The following is a 23,866-nucleotide window of genomic DNA, read 5'->3' as shown; positions in this document are numbered from 1 at the left end:
GCCAGTCTGTTGCGGGTTTTGTTCATCACCTCCACCCGTCTGGGCGACGCGGTGCTGACCACCGGCCTGCTGGGGCACCTGGTGGACCAGATGCCGGACGCGCGTTTCACCATCGCCTGCGGCCCCATCGCCGCCCCGCTATTCCACGCCGTGCCCCGTCTGGATGAGATCATCGCCATGCCCAAGCGTCGCCTGGCCGGCCATTGGCTGGACCTGTGGCGGCAGGTTGTGGGCCGGCGCTGGGATCTGGTGGTGGATTTGCGCGACAGCGCTGTGTCCCGGCTGGTCCTGGCTCGCCGCCGCGCCACCTTCCGCGGTGGTGACGACCGCCAGCCCAAGGTCGTTTCCCTGGGCCGGGTGCTGGGGCTGGAGCCGCCGCCCGCCCCGCGCCTGTTCCTGAACGACGCCGTCCGGGCCGAGGCGCGCGCCCTGGTCGGGCCTGACGAGGGCGCCCCCATCCTGGCGCTGGGCCCCGCCGCCAACTGGACGGGAAAGGAATGGCCGGGGGATCGCTTCGCCGCGTTGGCCCTGCGGCTGCTGGCCGGCCCGCTGGCGGCCGGCCCCCAAGCCGTTCTGGGGCCCGCCCGGGTGATGGTCCTGGCGGCCGAGACGGAACGGCCGCGTTGCGCCACGGTGCTGGGCGCCCTGGGCGCCGCATTGGGGGCCGGCCGGATCATCGACCTGGTGGGGCGGACCGATCCGCTGCTGGCCGGCGCTTGCCTGGAGCGGGTGCGGCTGTTCGTGGGCAACGACAGCGGGCTGATGCACGTGGCCGCCGCGGCCGGCGTGCCCACGCTGGGCCTGTTCGGGCCCACGCCCTCCCACCTTTATGCTCCCTGGGGGCCCCGGGCCCGGGCGGTGGTGGCGCCCGCGGTGGAACCGGGCGCATCGCCTGAGGCCCGCATGGCGGCGCTTTCCCTGGATCAGGTGGCTGACGCCGCGGCCGACTTGCTGGCGGGGATGTGACCAGGTGCCCCATGCCTATCCTGTGACCTGACGAAAAAACGCTGGGACCGGCGCCGTTCCCGAGTAAAAGAATGGGGCCTTGGTGGCCAGGTTGGGGCCTTGGGCCGCCGGAGAGTTACGCTGGAGCAAGATGTCGTTGACCCAGACCACGCGCGAACTGCGGACCAGTGCACCGGTTATGTCCCCCCTGTCCGCCGCGGCACCAACGGCCGAGCCCGTTTCCCCCGTTCAGCGGGCACTGCCCTTCAGCCTGGCGTGGACGGGCCTGACACTGTTCCTGCTGACCGTGTTGGGTTTCATCTGCGCCCTGGTGCCCTTGGGCACGGCGCCCACCCTGATCAGCCTGTCGTTCCTGGGTGGCATCCTGTATGCCGTCCGCGCCCGTCGGTTGCCCGCCCTGCTGACGGCCCGCGCGACTTGGCGCGCCACGCCGCTGCTGCCCCTGGCGCTGTGCCTGCTGCTGGGGGCGGTATCCGTGCTGTGGACGCCTGTGCGCAAGGACGGCGTGGGGCAACTGCTGACTTTCCTGTACACGGTCGTGCCCTTCCTGTTCTGGATCGGCACCCTGCGCGAGGTGGATGACCGGCGGCGCTGGCTGCTGATCCGCTGGGCCGTCATCGGCATGGTGGTGGGCCTCGCCATCTTCGCCATCGAGGTGGTGGGCGACCAGCCCATCTATCGCCTGGAAAAGGCGCTGGAGGGCACCAAGGTCGACCACGACCGGGCGCTGAACCGGCCGGCGGTGCTGTTCGCCACGCTCGCCTGGCCCCTGGGCCTGGGCTTGGCCCGCCTGGCCTGGGTCACGGGCCGGGGGGCCTTCGCCCGCCTACCGGCGCTGACGGCGATACGGCCGCCCCCGGCGGGGCGGGCCATGCCCTGGGCCTGGGTGATGCCGGCGGCCTTCTTCCTGACGGCGCTGGGTGGCACCAGCGCCTCGGCCAAGGTGGGCCTGGGTGTGGGCCTGGTGTTCTACGGCTTGGCGCGGCTGTCGGCGCGCGCGGCGCGGGTGGTCGTGATCGCGGTCCTGGTGGCCGGTCCCATCCTGTCCATCCCCATCTCGTTGAGCCTGCACCGCGCCGGTCTGACGGAAGAGGCGCGCATGCCGTGGAGCTTCCGCCACCGGGTGGAGATCTGGGACGTGGCCGCCCGCCGCATCCTGGAAAAACCCCTGGTCGGTTGGGGCCTGGACAGCTCCCGCAACATCCCGGACGAGGGCGAGGTCTCCAAGTTCCATCCCGAATCCCCCATCATCCCCCTGCATCCACACAACATCTTCCTGCAGGTGCTGCTGGAATTGGGGGTGGTGGGCAGCCTGCTCTACGCCTGGCTGGGCGTGGGCCTGGTCTGGGGCACACGGCGCCTGCCGGCCTATGCCCAGGCCTCGGCGCTGGCCGCCATCGCCGCCACCATCGCGGTGGGCTGCTTCTCCTACGGCGCATGGCAGACGTGGTGGCTGTGCGGCATCATGTTGGCGGTGGGCCTGCTGGAACTGAACCTGCCGGCCGGGTGGTGGACGCGGGCCAACAAGGCCTGACGCGGGCAGGCCAGCATTGCTGGCGACTTGCCCCCGGCGGGCTGGCGGGGGTAAATGGCAACCCCATATCCATCGCCTAACCGCTCTTCCTTCGAGGATCCGTCCATGCCGCCCGTGAAAAAGAACCCGCTGAACCTGAACGCCCTGCAGCTGAAGACGCTGACCCTGCTGCAGGTCCTGGCCGGGCTCGAGGGCGTGGGCCAGCCGGTGGTCGAGGGGGGCGTGATGGTCGACCGCTTCCCGCACGCCCACGGCAACCACTTCCACCTGGGTCCCTACACCGTGATGTCCGCGGACGCCACGGGTCTGTCCAACCAGGCGGCCTGGGTGGCGCTGGAGCGCAAGGGCCTGATCAAGTCGCAGTTCCCCAACGCCGCCATCGTGACCGAGGCGGGCCTGGCCTACGACACGGGTATCCGCGGCCAGATCCTGCACGGCTCCGACCACTGAGGTCGGTCCGAAACGACGAGGGGCGCGACGGCCGGACCGTCGCGCCCCTTTTCATTGATCCGTGCGCTTACAGGCCCAGCAGGCGCTTCCTGGCGGCCGCGTATTCGTCTTTAAGCTTGGCGATCAACTCGGCCGTGGGCAGGACGTCGCCAATGGCGCCCACGCCCTGGCCGGCGCCCCAGATGTCCTTCCACGCCTTGGCGCCCGAGGCCGCCGCGCCGAAATTCATCTTGCTGCGGTCCACCTGGGGCAGGTTGTCCGGATCCATGCCGGCGGCCACGATGCTGGACTTCAGGTAGTTACCGGCGACGCCGGTGAAGAAGGGCGTGTAGACGATGTCGGACGCGCTGGCGTCCACGATGGCCTGTTTGTAGCCGGCGGCGGCGTTGGCTTCCGTCGTGGCGATGAAGCGTGTGCCCATGTAGGCGAGGTCCGCGCCCATGGCCTGCGCCGCCAGGATGGCGCCGCCGGTGGCGATGGCGCCCGACAGGATGATGGGGCCGTCATAGAAGCGCCGCACCTCCCCCACCAGGGCGAAGGGGCTCAGCGCTCCGGCATGGCCGCCGGCCCCGGCCGCCACCAGGATCAGCCCGTCCACCCCGGCCTCCAGCGCCTTTTCCGCGTGGCGCAGGCTGATGACGTCGTGGAACACCAGGCCGCCATAGCCGTGAACGTGCGGGACGATGTCGCCGGGCGCGCGCAGCGAGGTGATGATGATCGGCACCTTGTGGCGGACACACACCTCCATGTCGTGCTCCAGCCGGTCGTTGGACTGGTGGATGATCTGGTTCACGGCGTAGGGCGCGATCTTGGCGTCCGGATTGGTGGCGCGGGCGTCGGCCAGGGCGGCGTCGATGCGCGTCAGCCATTCGTCCAAGGCCTCCTTCGGCCGGGCGTTCAGCGCCGGGAAGGATCCGACGATGCCGCCCAGGCACTGGGCGATGACCAGGTCGGGGTTGGACACGATGAACATGGGCGAGGCGATGACCGGCAGCGCCAGGTTCTGGGCAAGGACGGGCGGCAGGCTCATGGAATGGCGTCTCCCCTGGGATTCTTTTAGACGGCCGCGCGGGGCCGGCCCCGCCTCAATGCCATGGGGTCCAGGGGCCGTCAATGCGGGGGAGAGGGGCGCTTTTCCAGCCAAAACCACAAAGCCCAGGCGCAGCCCACTGCGGCGGGGCGGAAATTTTCGGCATGACGCGCATAAGAAAACGGGTGGGGACCGGGGGCGGCCGGCCCCCACCCAAGAAGCCTCGGGCGGGAGGGGGAACCACGGGACTGGGGTTGGAAACCTTAAGGATAGTTGCGCGGCACCGGCGCCGGGGGCGGCGCCATGGTGGCGGAGTTGGGCGGGGCGACGCTGCCGATCAGGTTGTTGTCGGCATCGTAAACGGCGCCGCCGCCGGCGGGATAGAACACCACTTGGCCGGCGGTGCGGCCGCGCTCGTCCACCATGCGGTAGCTGTGGCTGAGATCCACGCGCTCGGATCGGGGCGACCCGCAGGCGGCGACGGTGGTCAGGGCGGCTGCGGCCAGCAGGCCGCGCCACGGGAAACGGTGGCGATTACCTTCCATGATTTTCTCCGGTCAGCATGGGTTTCAACGCGCCCCCAAGTCTTCTTCACGGATCAGGACATGACGCTGCAATAACCAATCACAGGTGGAACGCTAACATGGGAACCGCCACCTGTCATGAAGCAGTCCGACGTAGGCGGAAAGGACGGTGAATTCCCTTGCTTTGCTTTCAAATGACAAAATGGGGGTGGCCTAGTACTGGTACACCCCCTTCCGGCCTACGCGGCTTGGTTTAGAAACGCCGGGCGGACTATGCGGCTTGACGCTTCAGGACGCCTTGGGCGACAGCAGATCCTCCAGCCCGATGCGGCGGAACATCTCGGCTCGCACCCGGTCGGCGACGCCGTTCACCACTTCCGCGCCGTCCTGCGACGGGTCGATGTGGGTGCGGAAGGGGCGCTTGCCATGGGGTAGGCCAACCACCCGCGCGATGGCCTCGGCCACGCTGGCGGCGTCGGCGTCCGGTGGCTCCAGCGCCGCCAGGCCCTCCAGCGCCCGGGTGGGCACTCCGGCATAGGGCCCCTCGTTGTATTCGGCGGCGCGGACCGTGTCGGCCGGCGATCCCGAATGGGCGAAGTGGTTGGTGCCTTTGGTGAAGGCGCCGGGGACGATGATGGCGGTCTCGATGCCCCAGCGGGTCAGTTCCGAGGCGTAGCTGACGGCCAGGCTGTCCATGGCGGCCTTGGCGGCGAAATAGGGCGCCAGGTAGGGCGGGGTGCCGCCCCGCGTGCTGCTGCTCGACACCCACACCACCAGCCCCTTGCCCTGGCGTCGCAGGTGGGGCAGGGCCGCCCGGTTCAGCCGCTGGGTGCTCAACACGTTGATGTCGAACAGCTGGGCATATTGCTCCGGCGTGAAGGCCTCGGCCGGGCCGAAGGACATGTGGCCGGCATTGTGCACGATGACGTCCAGGCGGCCGGCCTCATTGATGATGTGGGCCACGGCGGCTTCGACCGAGGCGTCTGACTGCACGTCCATCTCGGCCGTGCGCAGGTCCACGCTATGCTCGGCGGCATAGGCCTTGGCCTTCTCCACCTGGGGGGCGTTGCGGCCTTGGGTGTCGCGCATGGTGGCGTAGACGGTGTGGCCGGCATGGGCCAGGGCGCGGGTGGCCAGGGCGCCGAAACCGCTGGAGGCGCCGGTGATGACGATGATCTGCCTCATGATCGGGTGCTCCTCAATTCCAGGGTTTCGGACTTCAGATGATGCCGCCGTTGGCGCGCAGGACCTGGCCGTTGATCCAGGCGCCGTCGGGGCCGGCCAGGAAGGAAACGGCGGCGGCGATGTCCTCGGGCTGGCCCAGGCGCTCCAGCGGGGCCTGCTTGGCCAGGCGGTCCACCACCTCTTGCGGCTTGCCGTTCAGGAACAGCTCGGTGGCGGTGGGGCCGGGGGCGATGGCATTCACGGTGATGGACCGGCCGCGCATCTCCCGCGCCATGATGGCGGTCAGCGCCTCCACCGCCGCCTTGGTGGCGGCGTACGCGCCGTACGTGGGCGGGTACAGCCCCACGACGCTGGAGGAGAAGTTGATGACGCGGCCGCCCTCACGCAGGCGCTGCGCCGCCTCGCGCAGGGTGTTGAAGGTGCCCTTCAGGTTGATGTCCACCAGTTTGCTGAAGGCGTCGTCGCCCATGTCGGCGATGGCGCCCAGCGTCATGATGCCGGCGTTGTTGACCAGGATGTCGACGCCGCCGAACGCGGCCTCCACCCGGTCGAACATGGTCTTCACGGCCTGGGTGTCGGCCACATCAGCCTGGACGGTCAGGGCGCGGCCGCCGGCGGTTTCGATCCTGGTGGCGACGGCTTCGGCGGCGGCGACGCTGCCGGCGTAGTTGACGATGACGGTGTGGCCATCGCGGCCCAGCCGCTCGGCGATGGCGGCACCGATGCCGCGGGCGGCACCGGTGACGAGAGCGACCTTCTTGCCGTTCGTGTTCATGGTCATGATGTGATCCTTTCCTTCCGCCGGGCTGGCGTCGTCGCGGCCCGCCGCAGTCGATGAAGGAAAGGTGCGCTCTAGGTGTTTCTGGATAAATGGCGTAAATTTGCCATCATTATCCAAAAATGATCAATAATCAGCAGGCGACCTATGGACCGTTTCGACGCCATGCGCGTCTTCACCCGCATCGTGGAACGGCGCAGCTTCACCGCGGCGGCGGAGGATTTGGGCATGCCGCGCGCCACCGTGACCCATACCCTGCAGCAGCTGGAGGGCCGGCTGGGCACCCGGCTGCTGAACCGCACCACCCGGCACGTCAGCCCCACCCTGGACGGCGAGGCCTTCTACCAGCGCTGCCTGCGCCTGCTGGCGGATGTGGAGGAGGCGGAGGGCGCCTTCCGCGCCACCGACCCCAAAGGCCTGCTACGGGTGGACGTGCATGGCAAGCTGGCGCGGCACTTCCTGTTTCCCACCCTGCCGGACTTCCTGGGCCGCCATCCCGGCCTGGACCTGAACATCAGCGAGGGCGACCGGCTGGTGGACCTGGTGCGTGAGGGCGTGGACTGCGTGTTGCGCGCGGGCGAACCGCGCGACAGCGCCTTGATCGCCCGCCGCGTGGGCCTGATGCCGCAGGCCACGGTGGCCAGCCCCGCCTACCTGGAGCGCCACGGCGTGCCCGCCACGCCCGATGACCTGGCCGACGGGCACCAGGCGGTGAATTTCGTGTCGTCCACCACCGGCCGGCCTTTCCCTTTCGAATTCATGGTTGGGGACGAGATGCGCAGCCTGACCCTGCCGGGGCGGGTCAGCGTGGCCAGTGCCGAAAGCTTCACGGAGGTGGCCCGCCTGGGTCTGGGCCTGATCCAGACCCCGCGCTATCACCTGGGCCCGGATCTGGCGGCGGGCCGGTTGGTGGAGGTGCTGCCCCTCTACCCGCCGCCGCCCATACCCGTCTCGGTCCTTTATCCCCACAACCGACAGCTGTCGCCGCGCGTGCGGGTATTCGTCGACTGGGTGGCCGGGTTGTTCCGATAGCGTTCCCTCACGCGCCGGGCGGCCACATCCGTGGCCTGTATGCGCGTCCTGGGGCTTCCCCGCATTTTGGTCCGCTGGCGCTCTCCTAAATGCCGCCGCCTATTAGAGGGTGGATCGGGTGCCGTGCAGATAGGCCCGCACGGTACGGGCCAAAGCCTCGTCCTGGTTCAGGGGCGGGTGCCAGTCGAAGGCGTCGCGGAAAGCCGTGTCGTCGATTTCCAGCGATCCCGTCAGGCGGTCGGCGATACCGGACAGGCCGGGCAAGTGGCCGGCCAAACTCCAGAACGCCGCCGGCAGGGGAAGCAGCCAGGGCCGCTTGCCGGCGGCGGCGGCCAGGGTGGCCACCAGGCTGCTGGTGGATAGGGCTGGCTGGTCGGCCACCAGGAAGGTGCCGGTGATGTCGTCCCGTTCAACCGCCCGGGTGATGGCGTCGGCCAGGGTGTCCAGGCTGACCAGGCTGCGCCGGTTGGAGATGCCGCCCAAGGGCAGCACCGGCCAGCGGGTGGCCAGGCGCAGCAGGGCCGCCATGTTGGCCTTCACCCCCGGCCCATGCACCAGGGGCGGCCGCAGGATGGCCAGCGACAGCGGGCCGCCCGGCGGGCACAGGGTGGTCAGCGCCTCTTCCGCTGCGCGCTTGGATTCGCCATAGGCGTCCTCCGGCAGGGCGGGATCCAGTTCCGTCAGAGGACGGCCGGGGCTGTGGTCGCCCTGGGCCTTGACACTGCTGACATAGACCAGGCGACGCAGCCCCGCCACTTGCGCCGCCTGGGCCAGACGCACGGTGGCGGTGACGTTCAGAGCCTGCAGCGCGGTTGGCGTGACGTTGCGCTGATGCGCCAGGCCCGCCAGGTGGACCAGGGCCTGCGCCCCCTCCAGCACCGGAGCCCAGTTCACCGGGCCGGCCAGGTCGCCCACCGGTGCCGGGGTCACCCCGGTGGGCAGGCCGGCGCCGGCGTTGCGCACCACCGCGATGACTTCATGTCCCCCGGCCAGCAGCCGGGGCAGCAGGGCCCGGCCCACGAACCCGGTGGCCCCGGTCACCACGATCTTGGCCATGTTCGTTTCCCTTGATTACCCGTGATCCCGCGCTTGAATCGCATGGAGGCGGCGGGCAGGGCAACGAAGGAAACCGCCAGGCTTTACTGATAGTTCCGGATGATGCGGTCCAGGGTGCCGTCGCGGCGCAGGGTGTCCAGCGCGGTGCGCAGGCGGGCCACCAGGTTGGCGTCGGTGCCCAGGTTGCAGGCGATGCCCACCGGGGCCACGCTGAAGGTCAGCACCGGTTCCACCGCCACCCCCGCCTGGCGCGCCAGCCAGCGGCCGCTGATGGCCCCGGCGGCGGCCAGGTCGGCACGGCCGGCGGCCAGCATCGGCATCTGGTTGGCCAGCGCCACCTCGGTGATCTCCAGCCCTTGGTCCCGCAGCGTGGTGGCCAGCATGGTGCCCGCCGGCACCAGGATGGACAGGGGTGCCCCCCGCGCCTGGGCCTCGGCCGCCAGGGTCTTCACCTCATCCAGGCTGGCCAGGGCATGGGTGCCATCGGGATGGGCGCGGTCGTAGTGCAGCCAGTCGGTCCGGGCGAACAGGGCGGCCCCGCCCTGCGCGATGGGCGCCACCCATTGGAACTGGGTCTGCCGCTCCGGCGTCTCGTTCGCCGCGAACAGGCAGGTGCCCGGCAGCTCCTGCACCATGTGATAGCCCCGCCGCCACGGCATGACCTGCACCTGGTAGGCGATCCCGGCCGACGCCATCAGGGACGGCAACAGATCGCCCATGATGCCTGTCAGCCGGCCAGTGGCCGGGTCGGTATAGTTCAGCGGCGGGTTCTCCTCGGTGATCAGCGTCAAGGAAACCGCCGCCTCCCCCGCCCCCGCCGATGGTGTCATCCATAACAAGGCGCCCAGGCACAGCGCCAGCCGCACCAGGCGGGGCACACGGGAAAGAGGGGCTGCGGCGGGGGTACCGGACATCGCTTCCTGGCGGCGGCGCTGCGGAGGACGCTCCGCGCCGGGAAGGGTTGGGACGGACGCCGGGCGGAATGAGGCAGTCTCCGCCCGGATTACCTACCAAGTTCTTAACGACGTCGGAGGCAAGGTTCCCGCCGGCGTCATTGCAGGTTCGCGGCGGTGGCGATCTTGTGCCGCACCACGCCGCTGGCGGCCGCCAGGGCCGCCGCGCGCTGCAACAGCCAGCCCCGCATCTCCGGCGGCTGGCGGTCCAGGATGGCCTCCACCGCCAGCGCATCGCCCGCCGTCATGTCGGTGGCGGCGTTCAGCAACAGTTCCGCCAGTGCCCGGCAATCGGCCGCTTGGTCGGCCGAGCCGGCATGGAAGAGGTGGCGCATGCGTGCGGCGGCGCCATCGGGATCCTGGCTGTACAGGCGGCACGCCGGGTCGGAGATCTGTGGATCGGTATCGGGGCTATCCGGTGGCGTCATCTGGCCGTTCCTTCGGGGAAGAAGAGGTCAGTGGGGACGGCGAATACCCTAACATCCGCCCCAGGCCGGGGGGAGGTCGCCAAACGGAGAGGGTCGTTCGGGCTAGCCCCCCACGGGGACCTAAACCGCCGCAGGATTCTCGATGGGCGTCTCCGCCGGTGCCGCCACCGGAGGGGTGCGGACCGGCATGGCGATGGCGCGCAGGGATTTCGACGTCAGGCCCAGGGCGACGATGCCCCACAACGCCAGGCCGCTGCCCAGGAACATGATCTGCGGCGGGACATAGCGCATCAGCCAGCCGCATAGCGCCGCCGAAAGGGGCGCGAGGCTCATGACGATGAACATGAACAGGCTCATGCCACGGCCCAGCATGGCGGGGGGGATGCGGCGCTGGATCCAGGTGAAGACGCCGATCTGGATGAAACCCGCCAGGCAGCCGGCGATGGCCATCAGCAGCGCGGCCTGCCAGGTGTGCCGGGCCAGGCCCATGGGCATGAACACCAGGGCCACCAGGCTGTCGATCAGCAGGATGGTGGCGCCCAGGGTGCGCAGGCGGAAATTAGGCCGGGCGCCCGACACCGTCATGCCCACCAGCGTGCCCACGCCATGCAGGCCCATCAACAGGCCGAAGCCGTCGGCGCCGTCGGCCAGCCGGTCGCGGGCGAAGACGGGCAGCACCGCCTGCAGGGGGCCGCCGATAAAGAAGGTGGTGGCGGAGAAATAGAGGCACAGGGCCCGCAACTCCGGATCCCGCCAGAAGTGGCCGATGCCGTCGCCGATGGAGCGGAAGACGGCGCCCAGGCTCTCCCCCTTCCGCGCCAGGCCGTCGCCCGGCAGGGTCAGCATGCGCACCTGGTACAGGGTGAGGGCCGAGATGACGAAGCTGGCGCAATCCACCAGGAAGGCGGCGCCCAGCCCAGCCAGGTCGCTGGGGGCCTGGGCGCCCGCTGCGGCCTTGCCGCTGCCGCCGACCATGGCGATCAGGCCGCCGGCCATCAGCGGGCCCAGCAGCAGGGTGGCCTGGCGCAGGCCCATCATCGTGCCGTTGGCGGCCTGCAACTGGTCGCCTGGCACCACGCGGGGCAGGATGGTGGTGCCGGCCGGGATGCTGAAGGCGCTGGCCAGGCCGATGCCGAAGGCGACGACGCACAGCACGGGAATGGTCAGGGTGCCGGTCAGGACCCCGGCCCCCAGCCCGCCCAACAGCACCGCGTTCACGTATTTGGTCAGCAGCAACACGCTGCGCGCGGGATAGCGGTCCACCAGCGCCCCGCCCACCAGCAGGAAGACGGCGCGCGGCAGGCTGATCAGGCCCAGCACCAGGCCCATGGCCAGGGTGTCGTTGGTGACGGCCAGCACCAGCCACGGCATGGCCAGCAGGCTGAACTGGTCACCCAGCATGGAAATGACGCCACCGCCCACCAGCCACAGGAAGTTGCGATTGCGCATCAGAGGGTTGGGCGGGCGCTTCGGCTTTGTCTCGGTGGACATGGGGCTGCCTCAGGACAACGGGGGTTTGGTGGGGCTGTTGACGGTTGGCTTGGGCGCTCGCGCGCGTTTGATCTTGGCCGCCGGTGGTGGTGGCACCGGCGGTGGCGCCTGGGTGTATTCCGGTGGCAGGGGTGGTTGACCGCCGGGGAACAGGCCCATCAGACGCGCCCGTTCATAATCGGGCGGGCGGATGTCGCCCGCCTCGACGGTTTCCACCAGCTTGGCCAGCCAGGCGTTCTCCGTTTCCAGGTGGGCCAGGCCGTTTTCCAGGATGGCCCGCATGCCTGTGGAATGGATGGGGGCCAAATAGTCCGCCAGGGCCTTCAGGGGACGATAATAGTCCCGTTGCACGGCCAGGCGCTGGCGTAGCGCGTCCGCCACCGCGCCGTGATCCGCATGGTGCAGGAACATCAGCGCCGGATAGAGCGGGTGATAGCGGGGGAGACGTCGGCCAGCCGTTCCGCCATCAGGGAGTGGAACCGGGCACGGCCGGCGGGCGTCAGGCCGTAGGTGGTGCGTTCGCCGCCACGGGCCACCGCCTCCACCCCCTTGGCCTCGATCAGGCCGTCCCGGGCCAGGCTGCGCACGGCGTAGTACAGCGTGCCCACGTCCACATCGATGTAGTGGTCGACATGGGCAGCCGTCAGCCGCCGCTTGATTTCATAGGGGTGCAAGTCGCCGCTCTGCAGCACGCCCAGGATAAGGAGTTCCGCCTTCATAGTTTAATCAAACTAATATAGTTTAATTCAACTATCAACGGGATTTCACCCGGGTCTTATGTCCCCAGGTTTTGCGCCCGGGGGGCGCGCATGCCCCTTGCGGGCGAACGCCACCCGCAATTCAATGCGCACCCATGAACCGCCTCACCCTCCGCATCGATTTTGGTGACCAGGGCGCCGTCGGCCCCGGTAAGATACGTCTGCTGGAAGCCATCGCCGAGCACCATTCCATCTCCGCCGCCGGGCGGGCGATGGGCATGTCCTATCGCCGCGCCTGGCAGCTGGTGGACGCCCTGAACCAGACCTTCGCCCAGCCGTCGGTCACCACCCAGGTTGGTGGCGGCGGGGGTGGGGGGGCCGCCCTGACGGAGTTCGGGCATGAGCTGGTGGCCGCCTACCGCGGCATGGAAAAGGCGGCGGCGGAGGCGACGGCCGACATCCGTGCCAGTCTGGTCAGCCGCTTGCGCGCGCCCGGCGCCTGAAGGGACACTCAACTACCGAGCGCCACCGCCTTGACGATGGCCCACAGGGGCTGGCCCGCCGCGATGCCCAGCGCGTCCGCGCTGGTGCGGGTGACGCGGGCCAGCACCGGGGCGCCCACGCAGTCCAGGCGCACCACGCGGCTGCCGTCCGCGTCCTCCCGTACGTCGGCGACGATGCCGGGAAGGATGTTCAGGGCCGACAGGCCCTGCGGTGCCCTGTCGGACAGCAGCACGTCTCGGGCAGGAATGCGCAGGCGGGTGCGGGCGCCCGGTGTCAGATAAGCGGGCAGATGGGGCACCAGGATGCGGCCGGCGGCGGTGTCCAGTTGGAACAGGCCGTCGCCCGTGCGGTTCGCCACCACGGCGTCCAACAGCGACCCGGCCTCCGCCCCGCCGGTCAGGTCCATCAGATCGGGGCGGGACCACAGGGTGGCGGGCGCACCCACGGCGCGCACCCGGCCCTGGTCCACCATCACCACCGTCGTGGCCAGGCGTGCCACCTCCGCGACGGCGTGGGTGACGTAGAGGATGGGCAGTCCGCCGTGGTCGCGCAGCCGTTCCAAATAGGGCAGGATCTCGCCTTTGCGCGCCTCGTCCAAGGCCGCCAGCGGCTCATCCATCAGCAGGATGCGCGGGGCGGCCAGCAGGGCGCGGCCCAAGGCCACGCGCGCCTTTTCGCCCCCTGACAGGCCGGCGGGCCGGCGGGCGAGCAGATGCGCGATGCCCAACAACTCGGTCACCAACTCCAGCGTCGGGGCGTCGCGCGTCAGGTGGCGGCGGGCGAACCAGCGACCGTACAGCAGATTCTGCCGCACCGTCAGGTGGGGCAGCAGCCGCGCCTCCTGGAAGACATAGCCGACGCGGCGGCGGTGGGGCGGCAGCCACAGGCCGGCCCCGGTATCCACCAGCGGCACGCCATCCACGGCGATGCGCCCCCGGTCGGGCCGCTTCAGCCCCGCCACCAGGTCGATCAGGGTGCTTTTGCCCGAGCCTGACTGGCCGAACAGCACGGTCAGGCCCCGGCCGGCCGTCACCTGCGCCTGCAGGTCGAACGCACCCTGGCGCAGGGTGACGTCCAGGTCGAGGGAGGCGGGCGCGGCCATCACGACACCCCACCGATACGCCGGCTGACGCTGCGCGCCAGCGCCTCCGATAGCAGCAACGCCATCAGTGACAGCGCTACTGACACCGCCACCAGGCGCAGCGCGCCGGCGTCGCCGCCGGGCGACTGGGTATAGGCGTAGATGGCGCCCGATAGGGTCTGGGTGCGGCCGGGGATGTTGGAGACGAAGGTGATGGTGGCGCCGAATTCGCCCAGGGCCTTGGCGAAGGCCAGCACCGCCCCCGCCAGCACGCCGGGCAGCATCAGGGGCAGGGTCACCGTGGCGAACACCCACAGGGGCGGGGCGCCCAGGGTGCCGGCCGCCTGCTCCAGCCTGGTGTCCACCGCCTCGATGGACAGGCGGATGGCCCGCACCATCAGGGGGAAGCCCATGACCCCGGCGGCCAGGGCCGCCCCCGTCCAGTTGAACGCGAAGACGATGCCGATGCTGGACAGCGGCTTCCCCAGCCAGCCCTGCCGTCCCATCAGCAGCAGCAGGGCATAGCCCGTCACCACCGGCGGCAGGATCAGGGGCAGGTGGACGATGCCGTTCAGCAGATCGCGCCCCCAGAACCGGCCGCGGGCCAGCGCCAGGGCCACAGCGATGCCGGGAGGCAATGCCGCCAGGGTGGCCCAAATGGCAACCTTCAGGCTGAGCTGGATGGCGGCCACCTCGTCCGGGCCAAAGCCTAGAAGGCCGCTAAGATTGTTCATGGATGCCGATTGGTCAGGCGGGGTCACTTCGCCGACAGTACGGTGAAACCCTGGGCCTCGAACAGGGGGCGCGCCTGGGGGCTGGCCACGAATTCCAGGAACACCCGCGCCTGGGCGCTGGTGCTGTCCTTGGCCAGGGCGATGGGATAGAGGATGGGGGCGTGGCTGTCGACCGGGAAGGTGGCGACGATGCGCACGCCCGGCTCCGCCACCGCGTCGGTCTTGTAGACGATGCCGAATGGCGCCTCGCCCCGGGCCACCAGGGCCAGGGCAGCGCGCACATTCTCCGCCGGGGCCAGGCGGTCCTGCACCTTATCCCAGGCGCCCAGCTTTTGCAGGGCGGCCTTGGCGTACTTGCCGGCGGGCACGGCGGTTGGGTCGCCGACGGCCAGGCGACCACCCTTTTGCGCCGCGTCCAGCGCCTGATCCAGGGCGAAACCCTGTTTGATCTCGAGGGTGGTTTTGCTGTCGGCGGTGGCCACCAACACCAAATCGTTGCCCAGCAAATCACGGCGGGTGGTGGGCTGGATCAGGCCCTTGCCAGCCAGATAGTCCATCCAATCCTCGTCGGCCGAGATGAAGACGTCGGCGGGGGCGCCGGCCTCGATCTGCTTGGCCAGCGCGGAACTGGCGGCATAGGTGATGGTGGCCTTGGCCCCGCCGCCGGCGACGTAGGCGGCGTTGGCGTTGTCCAGCGCGTTCTTCAGGCTGGCGGCGGCGAACACCAGGGGGCCGCCTCCCTGCGCCCGGGCGGGGGCGGTGCCCAGGCCCATCATCACCATGACTGCCATGCTCGCCGCCATCCGGCCCAGCATCCGCCAATTCAACGTCTCATGCATTTTCTTGCCCCCTCGCGTTCCAAGTCGACGCTATATTTTGATGAATATAGCGTGCGCGAGGAGCGGTCGCCATGCGTATCCGCCGCCCGTGCCGATCATTTCATCGCAGTGGTGCGAACTGTTGCCTTCCGCAACGGCGGACAGGCCTAAGGCTGTCGCGCGATTTGCAAGCGGGCCGCATGCCCTCTTGTCGCTGGCGGCGGGCCGGGGGCGGCATCACCCTGGCCCCGCCACTCCCGCAGGGACTCCGCCCTGCGCCTGTTTCATGTCTCGGGGGATCATCGCCATGACCAGCATTTCGTCCGGCACCAACATGACCGTCTCGCTCAGCTCCCTGCTGCAGGGCGGCGGGGCCACGTCGAGCAGCGCGTCCTCCTCGGCGTCGTCGTCATCCGCCGCGTCCTCCGACAGCGCCGGGGCGGCCAGCGGCAGCTCCGCCACCAAGACGGTGACCAGCACCGTCACCACCACGGCGCCGGACGGCTCGACCACCACCACCGTCACCTATTCCGACGGTTCCACGACGACGACGACCACGCCGGCCACCCAGTCGGCAAGCAGTGGGTCGTCGGCCAAGGATGGCTCGGGGGCGGGTAACGACAGCGATGCCAGCGACGCCAGCGGCCAGGGCGGGCAGATCAGCGCCGTCAATATGCTGGTGTAATCAAATTACCTTGCGCACAATATAATCCATCCTGTAGCCTTGGGGAACAATCGGGAATCCCAGGGCGCTGGACCTTGGGGCCTTCCCGCCAGACGACACGGGGGGAAGGCCATGGCCACGGTTTACGATTATACGGTGCGGGACGCGACCGGCGCCCCGGTGGACATGGCGGCCTTCAAGGGCAAGGTCGTGCTGGTGGTCAATGTCGCCAGCAAGTGTGGCTTCACCCCGCAGTACAAGGGGCTGGAAGCCCTGTACCGCAAGTACAAGGACCAGGGCCTGGTCATCCTGGGTTTCCCCTGCAACCAGTTCGGGCAGCAGGAACCGGGCGACGCCCAGGAAATCCAGAACTTCTGTTCCCTGACCTATGACGTGACCTTCCCGGTGCTGGCCAAGGTCGAGGTCAACGGCGACAAGGCCGAGCCTCTGTATGAGCATCTGAAGGGCCGCGCCCGGGGCTTCCTGGGCAGCAAATCCATCAAATGGAACTTCACCAAGTTCCTGGTGGGTAAGGACGGCCGGGTGAAGCGTTATCCGCCGGTGGCCAAGCCCGAGAAGCTGGAGAAAGCGATCCAGGCGGCCTTGGGCGTTTAGCAGGGTGCGGAAGAATGGAGCGTTAAGGCCCCTTTCCCCATGAGCCAAGCCGATTGAAGGCTTGATCAAGAGGCTACGGGCCGCTTTTGTGGCCATCTTCCCCGGATACCGCCGTTTGAAGGCGGAGTCCGGATATGGTCAGGCGGCCATCATCAGCTTTGGCAGCCTGACGAGGTTGTAGGCGGCGGCGGTCAGCATGAAGGCCCAGCCGACGCGATCGGTTCCCTTGTGGCGGGTCTTGCGCAGGGCGCCGGTGGTCTTGATCCAGCCGAAGACCTCCTCAATGCGCTTGCGGATACGCAAGGAGACGCCATAGCCGGGGTGGCGGGTGGTGCGTCCATCAATGGCGGAAGTGCGCCGCGCCCCGGTCTTGGTCAGATGGTCATTCCGGGCGATATGCGGCGTCACCTTGCGGGCGCGCAGTTCCCGGACGAACTCACGCGCATCAAAGGCCTTGTCGGCGCCCAAGGTGATCCGCCGCGTCGGCTTCAGCCCGTCGACCAGGGCCAACGCCGCCTCGCGTTCGGCAGTGCCGGTCGCTTGGGTCAGCGTCGCGCCAACCACCAGGCCGTTGCGGTTCTCCATCAGCACATGGCCCATGTAGGCCAGGCGTGATGGCTGACCGTCGCTCTTGCGGTACAGCTTGGCTTGGGGGTCGGTGGTGGAGGCGTGGGTCTCGTTGGACCGCTTCTCCCCGTGGAAGTCGCGCTCCCCGTTGCTACCGGGACCCGGCGGCTCGCCACCGCCGTCCTTGGGCCGGAAGCTCTTGATCGACGCCCAAGCCTCGATCAGCGTGCCATCCACCGAGAAGTGGTCGTCCGACAGCAAGTTCCGGCCTCGCGCCTGGGCCACCACCGCCCCCAGGAACTTCGCCGCGACGTCACCCCCAAGAAGCCGCTCACGGTTCTTGGTGAACACCGTCACGTCCCAAACCGGGGCGTCCATCGCCAACCCGACAAACCACCGGAACAGCAGATTGTAGTCCATCTGCTCCATCAGTTGTCGCTCCGACCGGATCGAATAGAAGGCCTGGAGCAGCAGCGCCCGCAGCAGCTTCTCCGGCGGGATCGAAGGACGACCCACCTTCGCGTACATCGCCTCAAAGTCCGGCGACAAAACCTCCAGCGCCTCGTCACAGATCGCCCGGATCACCCGAAGCGGATGGCTTGGCGGAACACGCGCTTCGCAACTCACGTACGAAAACAAGCCTTCCGTCCGAATGTCTCCGCCACGCATCCCATCCTCCTCATCGTCATGAGGAAGCGAATCACGACAGGAACTCAGACGGAAGGGTTTTTCCGCATCCTGTTAGAGCCCCTCAAGGTCGTGGGCTGTTCCGCTCATGCCCTTGATTTAGGTTTCACCTAGGGGCGGTATTCCTCGGCCAGCAGGCCCATGACCAGGCTGTCGTGCCATTGGCCCAACAGGGAATAGGTCTGCCGTTCCCGTCCCTCAATTCGGAATCCCAGCTTTTCATAGCAGTGGATGGCACGGGTGTTGATGGCCAGCACCCTCAGCCCGATGCGGTGCAGGCCCAGGGCGCCGAAGGCGTAGGGGAACAGCAGGCGCATGGTCCGCATGCCCAGCCCCCGGTCCAGCACGGCTGGATCCAGCAGGCCTATGCCTAAGCTGGCGGTGCGCAGGCCCGGTGCCAGCGCGTCGTTCACGCCGCCCAGGCGCACGCTGCCGATCATGCGGTCGGGTAGGGGGCCGTCAAGCCCCTCCACCCCTGGCTCCGGCAGGGCGATGGCCCAGCTGTACGGGAACTTCAGCTGGTCGGCCATCCACAAGTCGGCGTCCGCTTGGGTGTAGCCCGCAGGCGCGCCGCTGCCGTCCCAGCCCATCAGATGATGGATATCCCGATCGCGGCCCAGAGCCAGCCGGGCGGCGACGTCGTCCGGGCGTAGCGGCCGCAGGATGACGGCGCCGTCGCCCAGGATGGGGATGATTGGGGGGGCGGGCACCGCCGCCGTTTCCGCATTCGCCATGAAGGCATCCTTCCGTCATCCAAGTTCCGCGCCCACCTTCCCCGAAAGGGCGCGGACCTGGCAAGGCGTCAGACGGAATGGAGGGGGATGAAGCGGTCAGGACTCGATCTTGATCTGGTCCGGGTCGGATACCACGATATGGGTCTGGTAATAGGACTTGCCGGTGCGTTCCCCGGTCTGTGTCACGTACCAGATGGTCACGCGCCGGGCCTCGCCCAGCACGGTGATGCGGTGGCCCTTGAAATAGGCGTCGGCGTCCTGGCCGTAGGCTTGGCGGAAGGCGGGCAGGGCGCCGGGCAGTATCTCGATGCACAGATTGTGCGGGTCGCGATAATCCTCCTGCGAGTTCAGGAAGATGCGGCCGTCCTGCCGGCCGGTCGCCACCACATCCAGGATGTAGGTGTCGGAATAGACGTCCGGCGCCACGGTGGCGGCGTAGTGGATGGCGTCTTCGGTGGTCAGCGGCTGGGTGGCGCAGCCCGCCACAAGGACTGAACCGAGAAGCAGAACGGCGGCGGTCTTCATGGGCATATCCCTGCAAGGTGAGGCGCCGGCAGGATAGCCCATGCCGGCGCCCTCGTTCAATTTAGTGGCGACCCTGCGGCATTCTTGCAACCGGACCGCCGGCCTTGTCAGGCCGCCGGTGCCAGCAGCCACAACAGGAACAGCACCAAAGGTAGGTGGAACAGCAGCTGGGTAAAGCTGAAGCCCACGATATCCTTGGCCTTCAGGCCCAGCACGCCCAGCAGCGGCAGCATCCAGAAGGGATTGATCAGGTTGGGCAGGGCCTCGGCCGCGTTGTAGACCTGCACCGCCCAGCCCTTGTGGGCGTTCACGTCGATGGCGGCCTGCATCACGTAGGGCGCCTCGATGATCCACTTGCCGCCGCCCGACGGCACCAGGAAACCCAGGATGGCGGAATAAACGCCTATGACCACGGGGAAGGTGCCGCCGCCGGCCAGGCTGACGAACAGGTGCGCCAGGTGGTGGGAGATGGACTGTCCGTCCGACCCCGGCACCTGGGTCAGCAACTGGGCGATGGCGCCATAGAAGGGGAATTGGATCAGCACGCCGGCGGTGCTGGGCACGGCCTTCGACACCGCGTTCAGGAAGCTGCGCAGCCGCCCGTGCAGCAGCAGGCCCAGCATGATGAAGAAGAAGTTGTAGGTGTTGAGGTTGGAGATGACGCCGAGGGCGGGCTTGTTCTGGAACTCATGCACCAGGAAGCCGGCGCCCAGCGCCACGACGACCAGCGGCAGGATGGGCGTCAGCTCCAGCCAGTCGCCGGGGCGGCCTGGGCCTTCCTCTTTCTGGCCGCCGGCTTCGGTCACGTCCACGCCCAGGTCGGCGGCGGTGCGGGCCCGCGCGTCGCCGGGCGCGGAGTAATAGGCGATGGCGACGGAGGCCACCAGGATCACCAGCCCCATCACCATGGACTGCCACAGGAAGATGGTCTGGCTCAGGGGGATGACGCCGGTGATGTCGGCCACCGCCTTGGGCAGGCTGGCCGGGTTGGCCTGCAGCATGGCGGCCGAGGAGCTGAGGCCCAGGGCCCAGGTGGCGCCCAGGCCCAGATAGGCGGCCGCCCCCGCCGCGCGGTAATCCACGCGGATGTCCTGGCGCCGGGCCAGCGCCCGCACCAGCAGGGCGCCCAGCACCAGGCTGAGGGCGTAGTTGAGGTAAGAGGCCGCCATGCTGACGAAGGCGGTGAAGGCGACCGCCCCCCGGCCGGTGGCCGGCACCCGCGCCAGCCATTCGATCAGGCGCAGCACCGGTGGTGAGCTGGCCACGACATAGCCGGTGATCACCACCATGGACATCTGGATGGTGAAGGGGATCAGGGACCAGAACCCGTCGCCCACGCCCGTGGCGACGGCACCCACCGGCGCGCCCGTGGCCAGGTTGCCGGCCGCGACGATGATGACGCCCAGGACCACGAACACGAAGGCGTCGGGAAACCACTTTTCCGCCCAGCGGGTGAAGGCGATGGCGCCACGCGCCAGCACCCCTTCGTCGCCCGCCCCGGCGCCACCTGCCGTCTTACCGGCCATCTTGTTGATTGCCATTCACGTTTCCTCCACGCGGGTCTTCCCCCGCAGGCATTAACCTTAGCGGCGGGGGCGGGGAAAACCAGCGTGAAGGTGGGGCGTCATACTCCCTCGTCCGGGGTCTTGAACACCCGGGTGCCGCAGATGCGATCATGGCCGGCGGTTTTCTGGTCGGTGAAGGCCACCATCAGGTAGTTGACCAGAATCGCTACGCAGACGATCACCACCACCACCATGTACAGCACGGGCGCCGACTTGGCCTGGGACTGTAACAGGATCAGCGGCAGGGTCAGCAGCTCCTGCACGCCGGTGCGGGCGAAGGCGAGGCCCAGCCCCACCCGCCCGCCATCGGGCCGGCCCACCACCAGGCTCATAAAGCGCTTGCCCGGCGTCGCCCGCATGCTGCTGGCGACAAACAGCGTGTGGTAGCTCAGGTATAACGCGATGTTGACCACCGCCGCCGTGGGCAAGGCCAAAAGGGTGCCCGGCGACGTTCCAGACCCGGCCGCCGTCGTGGGCGCCAGCGGATAGTCGAACGCCACGGCCAAGGCCAGCGAGGCCACGAACAGGATCAGGCCATCAATGACGGCTGCGAGGGCCCGGCGCCAGAAGCCGCCATAGGTCCACCCGGTGGGAATGCCGCTGAATTGTAAGGGAAACGTGGGGGCGGTCGTCTCGACACTCATGAGCCCCTCTGTCCTTTGGTTGAAGGTCGGGTCCATGAAGGTAAGCCCATCGGCAGGATAAGGACAATGCCGCCACAACGGGTGTCACCGTCTTGAATGAGACGGGGCCTGTGAGGGCGGCGGCAATGCCTGAAATATTATCGCCATTAAAGCGCCGTTTACATTAAATCTGAGTGATTTGCCGAGTTAATTGGCCATTCATCTCAAGTAAACGATGCTGTGATTATTGTGTGGAGACTTTTATCATCCCCCATCCGACAGGGCAAGGGGCTAGGCGTGACGATTTGTTGACCATCGATCCCTTTGTGACAGGTTCTGACAATTTGGGTGGTGGGCTGGAGCCATAGCGGGTTGTGCCGATTGATTTACATTGAAAAATTTACCTCTTTTGATGGAGGGGCGTGCGGAATGGTTTGGCAGCTCCATCAGGACGAACGGGCTGATCGCTGCCATACGGGCCTTGGCGCGGTTAAATGGAAGACGGATTGGGCGCGAGTTGGTACCCAGGGTAGTCGATCAAATGAGACGGGTTAATATCCCGGGGGGCAGGCAACGATGAGCCAGGGCGAGGTCAGCACCACCTGCGCCCGCAACCAAGAAAAAAGCTAGGGAACCTGCGAGAGGGGGTACTAGGGCCTGTTGACAAACGGGATTGAACGAACCCGCTGCCGCAACCGCATCGAGCGCATGTTCAATCGGCTGAAGCAATTTCGACGCATCGCCACCCGATACGACAAAACAGCGAAATCCTTCCTCGCCTTCCTCAACATCGCCGCCGCCAAAATCTGGCTACCGCGCTTTGTCAACAGAACCTAGGTACTTTCTTGTTTTCGCTAAGTCGGTCTCCGCTGTGAAGGAGGCGGCGATCCCAGGCCGACATCACCGACATCTTGGGTGGTGGTAGGACTATGATCTAAACGAACATGGAGCCTGCACCGTCTGGCATATGCTACGCTCGGGTATGCGGGGGTCCTACCACACTGATGGCTCCGATTAAGGGCGGCCCGAAGTCCGCCAACATTCGCTTGAACGAATCGATGGATATGGATGGGCAGGTAGAACAGCCACGCGCATACCGGGAGTGTTGTATTGAGAGAAAGTTAGCGGAATGCTAAGCGGGAATCTTGGCGTTTTCCAAGTTATAGCTCTGAGCAGTCTCTCTAAGTTGTTCCGAATATAGATAGATGTCGTCAATGGTATCTATCTTAATCTTATCTTCCGTTTTTTCCTTGAACAGGCTTATGTATTTTATAGATTTAGAGTTAAAATGGAGACGAATGAGAGGCTTTCGATTGTTGTCATCCAGCAGTATGGCGCAGTAACTCTTCGCGTCACGCAGAAAGATACGATCGGGTTTCACTACACTGCGGACGATGGCCTTCACAATATAGAACCCCTCCAGCTCTTCTTCTGTTGTTTCTATGTCCGTTTCGATCTCAAGAGCAGAAACCGAAGAGGGCGGAGCGCTAGGAGTAGGGGCCGCACGACTAAGTACATTGGGCGTTCCCGTTGTCGCCTCGAGGGCATTGGTCAACTTAACGCTTAATAGATCTAATATACTATCATGTATAGCCGTGGCTACGAGGGGTGTGAAATCATCTTTAATTTTGGCAGTAAACCGGCCATCGAATACGCGCGCGACTAGCATTCGTATAAATTCTTCTGATGGGTTCTGTATTTCCTTCATAAATTCCGCTTTTAATGCGGAGCTATATTTCAAGTTGCTTGCGGTTGATAAAATTGTTCCCACGTCAAATGCATCTGAAGAAAATTTCTCGAGCTCGCATATTTCATTTGGTCGATGTTCAACGATATTGAATTTGAAGAACGGTCGTTGATCCATTTTGTTTGGTGCATCAAGATCAGAATAGAACCAATATTCAATACCATTGGTCAATATGGCAAACCTAGCGTCTGTAACAGAGAAATATCTAAAAAGCTGAGACATGTGAGCTTGAGCTAGATTGGTTCCGCACCCCTTGCATTCGACGAGAATAGACAACTTGCCATTTATGTTAATTGCGTAATCGACCTTCTCACCTTTCTTCGTGCCAACATCTGCGGTAAATTCTGGAATAACGATCTCAGGATTGAAGACGTCATACCCAAGGGCGCTTAGGAATGGCATTACGAAGGCATTTTTACAGGCTTCCTCGGTAAGGACGCCGCCTTTCTGTCGTTCAATACGTCCGGCCAGACTTTTAATTTTATCGACAAGTTCCATAATTTCCCCCTCGAGAAATTTAAGAGCGCAATACCTAGAAGTGGCAATCGGCGACTTCAGAATCCAATGAATCCACAAATACGACATAAGCGCAACCAGTGGATGACCTCGAGTTCCTATCCCAAATTTCCTAACGGTGAGAAGGGGTTTCGAGGGGACTCTCCTCGACGGCCTTTTTATTGGGATTTTCCGTCGTAGTTGTTTCGCCAGCTTTGCCCTCTGGCGCCACGTCCGGCTGGGGTGCGACCCGGCGCAGGTGGGGACCCGTCACCTGGAACACCGGACCACCGACATAGGTGAAATAGATGCGGTGCTGGCTGTGGGCCACGAACATGCGATGGGCGCGCAAAAAATCCAGCCCCAGCAGCATGTCCGGCAC

27 protein-coding genes and 1 pseudogene are annotated in these 23,866 nt (G+C 66.7%); 8 read left to right on the top strand and 20 right to left on the bottom strand.

Going from position 1 to position 23,866, the window contains the following annotated elements; translation table 11 throughout:
• Positions 1–9: 9 nt before the first annotated feature.
• The 3 genes from UAA55_RS12580 to UAA55_RS12570 all read left to right on the top strand — a co-directional run bounded on the left by UAA55_RS12580 (position 10) and on the right by UAA55_RS12570 (position 2,950).
• Entirely contained in the window at positions 10–966 is a 957-nt protein-coding gene (locus tag UAA55_RS12580; protein WP_322953131.1) for a glycosyltransferase family 9 protein, read from the top strand.
• Positions 967–1,102: 136 nt separating this feature from the next.
• On the top strand, positions 1,103–2,500 hold the full coding sequence (locus tag UAA55_RS12575; protein ID WP_322953130.1) for an O-antigen ligase family protein: 1,398 nt from the start codon (positions 1,103–1,105) through the stop codon (positions 2,498–2,500).
• Between the two features lie 105 nt (positions 2,501–2,605).
• The gene (locus UAA55_RS12570; protein WP_322953129.1) at positions 2,606–2,950 is read left to right on the top strand and encodes a hypothetical protein; all 345 of its coding nucleotides are present in this window, start codon (positions 2,606–2,608) and stop codon (positions 2,948–2,950) included.
• 67 nt (positions 2,951–3,017) lie between these two features.
• Here the strand turns inward: UAA55_RS12570 and UAA55_RS12565 are convergent, their stop codons facing one another.
• The 4 genes from UAA55_RS12565 to UAA55_RS12550 all read right to left on the bottom strand — a co-directional run bounded on the left by UAA55_RS12565 (position 3,018) and on the right by UAA55_RS12550 (position 6,470).
• Positions 3,018–3,980 carry an NAD(P)H-dependent flavin oxidoreductase gene (locus UAA55_RS12565; protein ID WP_322953128.1) on the bottom strand — a complete coding sequence of 321 codons (963 nt, stop codon included), beginning with the start codon at positions 3,978–3,980 and terminating at the stop codon, positions 3,018–3,020.
• Positions 3,981–4,243: 263 nt separating this feature from the next.
• Complete coding sequence (locus UAA55_RS12560) at positions 4,244–4,525, bottom strand: hypothetical protein (RefSeq protein ID WP_322953127.1); 282 nt, start codon at positions 4,523–4,525, stop codon at positions 4,244–4,246.
• A gap of 267 nt (positions 4,526–4,792) precedes the next feature.
• Positions 4,793–5,689, bottom strand: coding sequence for an SDR family oxidoreductase (locus UAA55_RS12555; protein WP_322953126.1), 897 nt, complete (start codon positions 5,687–5,689; stop codon positions 4,793–4,795).
• 34 nt (positions 5,690–5,723) lie between these two features.
• On the bottom strand, positions 5,724–6,470 hold the full coding sequence (locus tag UAA55_RS12550) for an SDR family oxidoreductase (RefSeq protein WP_416235186.1): 747 nt from the start codon (positions 6,468–6,470) through the stop codon (positions 5,724–5,726).
• Positions 6,471–6,614: 144 nt separating this feature from the next.
• Between UAA55_RS12550 and UAA55_RS12545 the strand changes: the two genes are divergently transcribed.
• A complete protein-coding gene (locus UAA55_RS12545) occupies positions 6,615–7,499 on the top strand; it encodes a LysR family transcriptional regulator (protein WP_322953125.1) in 885 nt (294 codons plus the stop codon).
• 102 nt (positions 7,500–7,601) lie between these two features.
• On the opposite strand, the gene UAA55_RS12540 is transcribed toward UAA55_RS12545, so the two are convergent.
• From UAA55_RS12540 to UAA55_RS12515, 6 genes are all read right to left on the bottom strand, one after another.
• The gene (locus UAA55_RS12540; RefSeq protein WP_322953123.1) at positions 7,602–8,555 is read right to left on the bottom strand and encodes an NAD-dependent epimerase/dehydratase family protein; all 954 of its coding nucleotides are present in this window, start codon (positions 8,553–8,555) and stop codon (positions 7,602–7,604) included.
• Between the two features lie 83 nt (positions 8,556–8,638).
• Positions 8,639–9,469: a substrate-binding periplasmic protein gene (locus tag UAA55_RS12535; RefSeq protein WP_322953122.1), complete on the bottom strand. Its 831-nt coding sequence runs from the start codon at positions 9,467–9,469 to the stop codon at positions 8,639–8,641.
• Positions 9,470–9,606: 137 nt separating this feature from the next.
• Positions 9,607–9,936 (bottom strand): hypothetical protein, encoded by a 330-nt coding sequence (locus UAA55_RS12530; protein ID WP_322953121.1) that lies wholly within the window; start codon positions 9,934–9,936, stop codon positions 9,607–9,609.
• A 120-nt stretch (positions 9,937–10,056) separates the two neighbouring features.
• Positions 10,057–11,427 carry an MFS transporter gene (locus tag UAA55_RS12525; protein ID WP_322953120.1) on the bottom strand — a complete coding sequence of 457 codons (1,371 nt, stop codon included), beginning with the start codon at positions 11,425–11,427 and terminating at the stop codon, positions 10,057–10,059.
• Positions 11,428–11,436: 9 nt separating this feature from the next.
• Positions 11,437–11,838, bottom strand: a complete 402-nt coding sequence (locus tag UAA55_RS12520; RefSeq protein WP_322953119.1) for a hypothetical protein — start codon at positions 11,836–11,838, stop codon at positions 11,437–11,439.
• Positions 11,838–12,146, bottom strand: coding sequence for a PadR family transcriptional regulator (locus tag UAA55_RS12515; RefSeq protein WP_322953117.1), 309 nt, complete (start codon positions 12,144–12,146; stop codon positions 11,838–11,840). The genes UAA55_RS12520 and UAA55_RS12515 overlap by 1 nt, the downstream gene beginning before the upstream one ends.
• A 134-nt stretch (positions 12,147–12,280) precedes the next feature.
• Here UAA55_RS12515 and UAA55_RS12510 point away from each other — a divergent pair, with 134 nt between their 5' ends.
• The gene (locus UAA55_RS12510; protein WP_322953116.1) at positions 12,281–12,628 is read left to right on the top strand and encodes a winged helix-turn-helix domain-containing protein; all 348 of its coding nucleotides are present in this window, start codon (positions 12,281–12,283) and stop codon (positions 12,626–12,628) included.
• Between the two features lie 8 nt (positions 12,629–12,636).
• On the opposite strand, the gene modC is transcribed toward UAA55_RS12510, so the two are convergent.
• The 3 genes from modC to modA are packed head-to-tail and all read right to left on the bottom strand — an operon-like array spanning position 12,637 to position 15,283.
• Complete coding sequence (modC, locus tag UAA55_RS12505; RefSeq protein ID WP_322953114.1) at positions 12,637–13,731, bottom strand: molybdenum ABC transporter ATP-binding protein; 1,095 nt, start codon at positions 13,729–13,731, stop codon at positions 12,637–12,639.
• Positions 13,731–14,444, bottom strand: a complete 714-nt coding sequence (gene modB, locus UAA55_RS12500; RefSeq protein ID WP_322953113.1) for a molybdate ABC transporter permease subunit — start codon at positions 14,442–14,444, stop codon at positions 13,731–13,733. The genes modC and modB overlap by 1 nt, the downstream gene beginning before the upstream one ends.
• A 23-nt stretch (positions 14,445–14,467) precedes the next feature.
• The gene (gene modA / locus UAA55_RS12495; protein WP_322953112.1) at positions 14,468–15,283 is read right to left on the bottom strand and encodes a molybdate ABC transporter substrate-binding protein; all 816 of its coding nucleotides are present in this window, start codon (positions 15,281–15,283) and stop codon (positions 14,468–14,470) included.
• 286 nt (positions 15,284–15,569) lie between these two features.
• Between modA and UAA55_RS12490 the strand changes: the two genes are divergently transcribed.
• A complete protein-coding gene (locus UAA55_RS12490; RefSeq protein ID WP_322953111.1) occupies positions 15,570–15,947 on the top strand; it encodes a hypothetical protein in 378 nt (125 codons plus the stop codon).
• 111 nt (positions 15,948–16,058) lie between these two features.
• On the top strand, positions 16,059–16,541 hold the full coding sequence (locus tag UAA55_RS12485; protein ID WP_322953110.1) for a glutathione peroxidase: 483 nt from the start codon (positions 16,059–16,061) through the stop codon (positions 16,539–16,541).
• Between the two features lie 138 nt (positions 16,542–16,679).
• Here the strand turns inward: UAA55_RS12485 and UAA55_RS12480 are convergent, their stop codons facing one another.
• The 5 genes from UAA55_RS12480 to UAA55_RS12460 all read right to left on the bottom strand — a co-directional run bounded on the left by UAA55_RS12480 (position 16,680) and on the right by UAA55_RS12460 (position 21,263).
• A complete protein-coding gene (locus tag UAA55_RS12480; RefSeq protein WP_322953108.1) occupies positions 16,680–17,777 on the bottom strand; it encodes an IS5 family transposase in 1,098 nt (365 codons plus the stop codon).
• Between the two features lie 128 nt (positions 17,778–17,905).
• Entirely contained in the window at positions 17,906–18,529 is a 624-nt protein-coding gene (locus UAA55_RS12475) for a GNAT family N-acetyltransferase (RefSeq protein WP_322953107.1), read from the bottom strand.
• A gap of 96 nt (positions 18,530–18,625) precedes the next feature.
• Entirely contained in the window at positions 18,626–19,054 is a 429-nt protein-coding gene (locus tag UAA55_RS12470; RefSeq protein WP_322953105.1) for a hypothetical protein, read from the bottom strand.
• 107 nt (positions 19,055–19,161) lie between these two features.
• Positions 19,162–20,595, bottom strand: a complete 1,434-nt coding sequence (locus UAA55_RS12465) for a short-chain fatty acid transporter (protein ID WP_322953103.1) — start codon at positions 20,593–20,595, stop codon at positions 19,162–19,164.
• Positions 20,596–20,678: 83 nt separating this feature from the next.
• On the bottom strand, positions 20,679–21,263 hold the full coding sequence (locus UAA55_RS12460) for an RDD family protein (protein ID WP_322953101.1): 585 nt from the start codon (positions 21,261–21,263) through the stop codon (positions 20,679–20,681).
• 669 nt (positions 21,264–21,932) lie between these two features.
• On the opposite strand from UAA55_RS12460, the pseudogene UAA55_RS12455 reads away from it, so the two are divergent.
• Positions 21,933–22,079, top strand: a pseudogene (locus UAA55_RS12455) (transposase); the annotation flags it as partial.
• Positions 22,080–22,374: 295 nt separating this feature from the next.
• Here the strand turns inward: UAA55_RS12455 and UAA55_RS12450 are convergent.
• Positions 22,375–23,487, bottom strand: coding sequence for a type I restriction endonuclease (locus UAA55_RS12450; RefSeq protein ID WP_322953100.1), 1,113 nt, complete (start codon positions 23,485–23,487; stop codon positions 22,375–22,377).
• 130 nt (positions 23,488–23,617) lie between these two features.
• Complete coding sequence (locus UAA55_RS12445; RefSeq protein ID WP_322953099.1) at positions 23,618–23,866, bottom strand: hypothetical protein; 249 nt, start codon at positions 23,864–23,866, stop codon at positions 23,618–23,620.

The sequence above is a fragment of the Nitrospirillum guanabarense genome, from assembly GCF_034653355.1.
GTDB lineage: Bacteria > Pseudomonadota > Alphaproteobacteria > Azospirillales > Azospirillaceae > Nitrospirillum.
The sequence above is the reverse complement of the archived record's forward strand: the minus strand, read 5'-3'. Positions and strand labels throughout refer to the sequence as shown.

Excerpts from the sequence above, each read along its gene's own strand:
- UAA55_RS12570 (WP_322953129.1), top strand. The coding sequence starts at position 2,606 with ATGCCGCCCGTGAAAAAGAACCCGCTGAACCTGAACGCCCTGCAGCTG.
- UAA55_RS12565 (WP_322953128.1), bottom strand. The coding sequence starts at position 3,980 with ATGAGCCTGCCGCCCGTCCTTGCCCAGAACCTGGCGCTGCCGGTCATC.
- UAA55_RS12560 (WP_322953127.1), bottom strand. The coding sequence starts at position 4,525 with ATGGAAGGTAATCGCCACCGTTTCCCGTGGCGCGGCCTGCTGGCCGCA.
- UAA55_RS12555 (WP_322953126.1), bottom strand. The coding sequence starts at position 5,689 with ATGAGGCAGATCATCGTCATCACCGGCGCCTCCAGCGGTTTCGGCGCC.
- UAA55_RS12550 (WP_416235186.1), bottom strand. The coding sequence starts at position 6,470 with ATGACCATGAACACGAACGGCAAGAAGGTCGCTCTCGTCACCGGTGCC.
- UAA55_RS12545 (WP_322953125.1), top strand. The coding sequence starts at position 6,615 with ATGGACCGTTTCGACGCCATGCGCGTCTTCACCCGCATCGTGGAACGG.
- UAA55_RS12540 (WP_322953123.1), bottom strand. The coding sequence starts at position 8,555 with ATGGCCAAGATCGTGGTGACCGGGGCCACCGGGTTCGTGGGCCGGGCC.
- UAA55_RS12535 (WP_322953122.1), bottom strand. The coding sequence starts at position 9,469 with ATGTCCGGTACCCCCGCCGCAGCCCCTCTTTCCCGTGTGCCCCGCCTG.
- UAA55_RS12530 (WP_322953121.1), bottom strand. The coding sequence starts at position 9,936 with ATGACGCCACCGGATAGCCCCGATACCGATCCACAGATCTCCGACCCG.
- UAA55_RS12525 (WP_322953120.1), bottom strand. The coding sequence starts at position 11,427 with ATGTCCACCGAGACAAAGCCGAAGCGCCCGCCCAACCCTCTGATGCGC.
- UAA55_RS12520 (WP_322953119.1), bottom strand. The coding sequence starts at position 11,838 with ATGTTCCTGCACCATGCGGATCACGGCGCGGTGGCGGACGCGCTACGC.
- UAA55_RS12515 (WP_322953117.1), bottom strand. The coding sequence starts at position 12,146 with ATGAAGGCGGAACTCCTTATCCTGGGCGTGCTGCAGAGCGGCGACTTG.
- UAA55_RS12510 (WP_322953116.1), top strand. The coding sequence starts at position 12,281 with ATGAACCGCCTCACCCTCCGCATCGATTTTGGTGACCAGGGCGCCGTC.
- modC (WP_322953114.1), bottom strand. The coding sequence starts at position 13,731 with ATGGCCGCGCCCGCCTCCCTCGACCTGGACGTCACCCTGCGCCAGGGT.
- modB (WP_322953113.1), bottom strand. The coding sequence starts at position 14,444 with ATGAACAATCTTAGCGGCCTTCTAGGCTTTGGCCCGGACGAGGTGGCC.
- modA (WP_322953112.1), bottom strand. The coding sequence starts at position 15,283 with ATGCATGAGACGTTGAATTGGCGGATGCTGGGCCGGATGGCGGCGAGC.
- UAA55_RS12490 (WP_322953111.1), top strand. The coding sequence starts at position 15,570 with ATGACCAGCATTTCGTCCGGCACCAACATGACCGTCTCGCTCAGCTCC.
- UAA55_RS12485 (WP_322953110.1), top strand. The coding sequence starts at position 16,059 with ATGGCCACGGTTTACGATTATACGGTGCGGGACGCGACCGGCGCCCCG.
- UAA55_RS12480 (WP_322953108.1), bottom strand. The coding sequence starts at position 17,777 with ATGCGTGGCGGAGACATTCGGACGGAAGGCTTGTTTTCGTACGTGAGT.
- UAA55_RS12475 (WP_322953107.1), bottom strand. The coding sequence starts at position 18,529 with ATGGCGAATGCGGAAACGGCGGCGGTGCCCGCCCCCCCAATCATCCCC.
- UAA55_RS12470 (WP_322953105.1), bottom strand. The coding sequence starts at position 19,054 with ATGAAGACCGCCGCCGTTCTGCTTCTCGGTTCAGTCCTTGTGGCGGGC.
- UAA55_RS12465 (WP_322953103.1), bottom strand. The coding sequence starts at position 20,595 with ATGGCAATCAACAAGATGGCCGGTAAGACGGCAGGTGGCGCCGGGGCG.
- UAA55_RS12460 (WP_322953101.1), bottom strand. The coding sequence starts at position 21,263 with ATGAGTGTCGAGACGACCGCCCCCACGTTTCCCTTACAATTCAGCGGC.
- UAA55_RS12450 (WP_322953100.1), bottom strand. The coding sequence starts at position 23,487 with ATGGAACTTGTCGATAAAATTAAAAGTCTGGCCGGACGTATTGAACGA.